Source organism: Acinetobacter sp. AKBS16 (genome assembly GCF_002899995.1).
Lineage (GTDB): Bacteria > Pseudomonadota > Gammaproteobacteria > Pseudomonadales > Moraxellaceae > Acinetobacter > Acinetobacter baumannii.
In genome coordinates, this window is record NZ_POYH01000098.1 from 19,003 (window position 1) to 23,197 (window position 4,195).

Here is a 4,195-nt window from a genome sequence, read left to right on the forward strand (position 1 = left end):
CTGGACAGCAAAACCGAGCGATGATGGGTGTAGAACCACTCCTAACCAATTTAGAAGCAACATTGTTACCGAAACCATTAGTGAAATGGAGCCACGAACCTGCTAGTGCGCATGAAGTGCCTCACGCTATTACGCGTGCCATTCATTTATCTAAAGCTGAAGCAGCCGGTCCTGTTTATGTTTCAATTCCTTACGATGATTGGGATGTGCAAGTAAATGAACAGAATGAACATTTATTAGAAAAAGATGTAATCAGCTCACAATGTCTATCTGCAAAAGATATAAATGCTATTGCAGAGCAGATCAATCAGGCTAAAAGGGTAGCTCTCGTATTTGGCACAGATGTCGACAGATTGAATGCTAATGACAGTGCAATTAAATTTGCGGAAACTTTAAATGTGCCTGTGTGGGTCGCTCCATCTTCTCCACGTTGTCCATTTCCAACTAATCACGCGTATTATCAAGGCATCTTACCTGCAAGTATTGATGGTATTGCAAAGATATTCGAACAATATGATCTCGTTTTAGTATTTGGTGCACCAGTATTCCGTTATCACCAATATGAACCAGGTAAGTATTTAGGCAATCAAACTAAGCTCATTGCATTAACTTGTGATGTACAAGAAGCAGCCCGAGCAGCTATGGGTGTTTGCTATGTCGGCGATTTAGAAGATAGCTTAATACGCTTATGCGATCAGGTTGAAACAAAAAAATCACAGGTTATTTCCCGTAAGAAAAATGAATTGGCTGCACCGAGTCAGGGAAATTACATTCAACCTGAACGATTATTTGATTTGATCAATTCATTGGTGCCAGATAATGTTATTTTTGCGAATGAATCGACCTCAACTAATGGAATATTGTGGGAACGTTTAAATATTACAGGACAGGGTAGCTACTTCTTTGCTGCTGCAGGTGGCCTTGGTTTTGCTATGCCTGCTGCAGTTGGCATCCAGTTGGCTCAGCCAGAACGACGAGTGGTTGGAATTATTGGTGATGGTTCCGCAAATTATAGTATTACGGCTTTATGGACAGCAGCACAATATAAAATTCCTGTCATTTTCCTAATTTTGAAAAATGGCACTTATGGTGCGTTACGTTGGTTTGCAGGTGTATTAAAAGCTGACAATGTACCAGGAATGGATGTTCCTGATATTGATTTTACCCAAATTGCTAAGGGATATGGCGTCGATGCGTATAGCGTTCGAAGCGATCAGGATTTTGTTGAGACATTCCAAAAAGCTTTGAATGCAGATCACCCAGTGTTAATCGAAGTAGTAACAGCTGATTGTAAATAAGTCAGTGAATTATGTGTAGGGAGTATCACAATGCAAAATAGGGATTGGATAAGAGAATTTCAGAGTATATTGAAATCACACCAAATCTTAACCGATGAAATTGCAAAGTCTCCCTACTTAAAAGGATTTAGAGTTGGGAAAGGTGAAGCAGTTGCTGTGTTGATTCCTGACACTTTATTGGAACTTTGGTACATATTAGAAAAATGCGTTAAACATGATCTGATTATGATCTTACAAGCTTCTAATACGGGAGTTACAGGTGGATCCACTCCTGACTCTAATGACTATGATCGTGATGTTGTGGTGGTAAGTACAAAAAAATTAAAAGGCTTGCAGTTGCTCGAAGACGCAACGCAAGTGCTTGCATTTCCAGGAACAACATTAACCGAACTTGAAAATGCTTTGAAACCATTCAACCGTGAGCCCCATTCAGTGATTGGTTCATCTTGTATTGGCGCATCTGTGATTGGCGGAATATGTAATAATTCGGGTGGATCTTTGATTCATCGAGGGCCAGCTTATACGGAAAAATCCTTGTTTGCTCAGATTGATGCCGAAGGAAATTTAAAATTAGTCAATCATTTAGGTATTGACTTAGGAGAAAGCCCTGAAGAAATTTTCATAAATTTAGAAAACCAAACTTATCTAACAAAAAAAAATGAAGGATGGCAGGGGCGAATTTGGGCAGAAAATTATGCTGAAAATTTAAGAGATACCACTTCGCCCACACCGACACGCTATAACGGGAATCCCGAATATTTACATGAAAGTTCTGGTTGTTCGGGCAAACTGGCCGTCTTTGCTGTACGTTTACCAACTTTTCAAGCTGCTGCTGAAACGACTACCTATTTGATTGGTAGCAATGATGAATTACAGTTGATTCAGTTGCGCAAATACTTACTAGAAAATTTATCCGAGCTCCCAAGTCAGGCTGAATATATCCATAAAAATGCTTTTGAACTAACGCAACACTATGCCAAACACATGTACAAAGCGATTGATGTCTTTGGTGCAGGAAAAATTCCTGAATTATTTGCACTTAAAGCGAAAGTCGATGGTTTTTTTAAACGTATACCTGTTTTACCCAATAATACGTTAGACCGTTTTATTCAGTTGTTTAACCGTCTGACTCCGTCATGGATTGAGCCACGATTGCAGCAGTTTCATCATCAATATGAACATCTGCTGATGCTGAAAATAGATATAAAAAAGAATGAAGAGATTCAGCAGCAATTACTAAAGTTCTTTTCAGGTCAATCAGAACAGTTTATCGAATGTAATAAAAAAGAAGAAAAAAATATATTCCTTATCCGTTTCGCTGTTGGTGGATGCATTATCTATTATGCAGATAGTCAAGGAATTGATCCGAATCAACGTTTGGTTTCCTTTGATGTTGCCTTTAGACGCAATGATGAGCAATGGTTAATCAACTTACCTCAGCATTTGCAAGATCAAGTGCAGATGGAAAGTTGTTGTGGACATTTTTTCTGTTTTGTTTGTCATCAAGATTATTTGCTCAAAGAAGGAGTAGATGCACACCAGTTCAAAGAGGAAGTATTGACCTATTTGGAGCAGCGCGGTGCAAAATATCCCGCAGAGCATAATGTTGGGCATCTTTATCAAGCATCACCTGACTATCAGGCACACCTCAAACAAATCGATCCGACCAATACTTTAAATCCGGGAATTGGTAAAACCAGTAAAAATAAGCACTGGCACTGAAAATTCAAAATAGTAGTTACTTACCATGAAAAGGAGAATATCTTGTCTCGAAAGCTGATCAATGTAGAAGATTATCGACTTCAGGCAAAGCGAACGTTGCCGAGGATTATTTTTGATTATCTTGAAGGTGGAGCCGAAGATGAAAAAGGTTTAAATCATAACCGTACTATATTTGATCAGTTTCGATTAAAACCTAAGCGACTCGTTGACATTAGTCAGCGCGATATTTCCTGTAAAATTTTCAATAAAAAATGGGATGCGCCTTTTGCAATTGCACCCACAGGACTGAATAGTTCACTTTGGCCGCATGCTGATAGCATACTTGCGAAAAGTGCAGCGAAAGCCAATATTCCTTTTATGCTGTCCACCGCTTCAAATATGTCTATTGAAGCAGTTGCTAAAAGCTGTGATGGAGAAAAATGGTTTCAGTTATATGTTGTACATCAAGAACTTGCTGTGAAAATGGTGCAAAGAGCTTTAAGTGCAGGTTATACAACTTTAATTATTACGCTGGATGTGGGGGTAAATGGCTATAGAGAACGTGATATTCGAAATGGATTTGCTATACCGTTAAAATTTTCACCGAGTTTGATTTTGGATGGAATGATGCATCCTGGTTGGTCGTTACGTTTTCTCTCGCAGGGCATGCCTAAATTAGCCAATTTTGAATCATCAGAAGCACATAGCTTAGAAGTACAAAATGCCTTACTCAAGAGGCAGATGGATACTACTTTTAATCTAGAAAGTTTGAAAAAAATACGTGATCTCTGGCCTCATACGTTATTGGTAAAAGGTGTTGTGCGTCAGGAAGATGCGTTAAAGGCAATAGAAGCGGGGGCTGATGGCGTGATCTTGTCAAATCATGGTGGACGCCAGTTAGACTGTAGTATTTCACCGATGGAGACTTTATATGAGGTTTCTCAAACCATTGAGCAGCCTGTTCTTATCGATAGTGGCTTTAGAAGAGGTTCTGATATCGTTAAAGCACTATGTCTAGGTGCGAATATGGTGTGTTTAGGGCGTGCAACATTATATGGATTGGCTGCAAATGGTGAGGCGGGGGTAGATGATGTGATCCAGCTACTTAAGCAAGATGTAGACCGAACATTGGCTCAAATTGGTTGTCCTAGCGTAAGTCAATTGAATAAAGAATATATTACCTAATATCAATTAAA

General features: G+C 39.1%; 3 protein-coding genes. All 3 read left to right on the top strand.

Going from position 1 to position 4,195, the window contains the following annotated elements:
- The coding region (mdlC, locus tag C1642_RS17690; protein WP_228153974.1) for a benzoylformate decarboxylase at window positions 1–1,298 on the top strand (1,298 nt) is incomplete at its 5' end.
- Window positions 1,299–1,328: 30 nt separating this feature from the next.
- A complete protein-coding gene (gene dld / locus C1642_RS17695; RefSeq protein ID WP_005131655.1) occupies window positions 1,329–3,020 on the top strand; it encodes a D-lactate dehydrogenase in 1,692 nt (563 codons plus the stop codon).
- Window positions 3,021–3,062: 42 nt separating this feature from the next.
- A complete protein-coding gene (locus C1642_RS17700; RefSeq protein ID WP_005131658.1) occupies window positions 3,063–4,184 on the top strand; it encodes an alpha-hydroxy-acid oxidizing protein in 1,122 nt (373 codons plus the stop codon).
- The last annotated feature ends 11 nt before the right edge of the window (window positions 4,185–4,195 follow it).

What these genes read in the sequence shown, in the direction of transcription:
- dld (WP_005131655.1), top strand. Translation starts at nt 1,329, where the DNA reads ATGCAAAATAGGGATTGGATAAGAGAATTTCAGAGTATATTGAAATCA.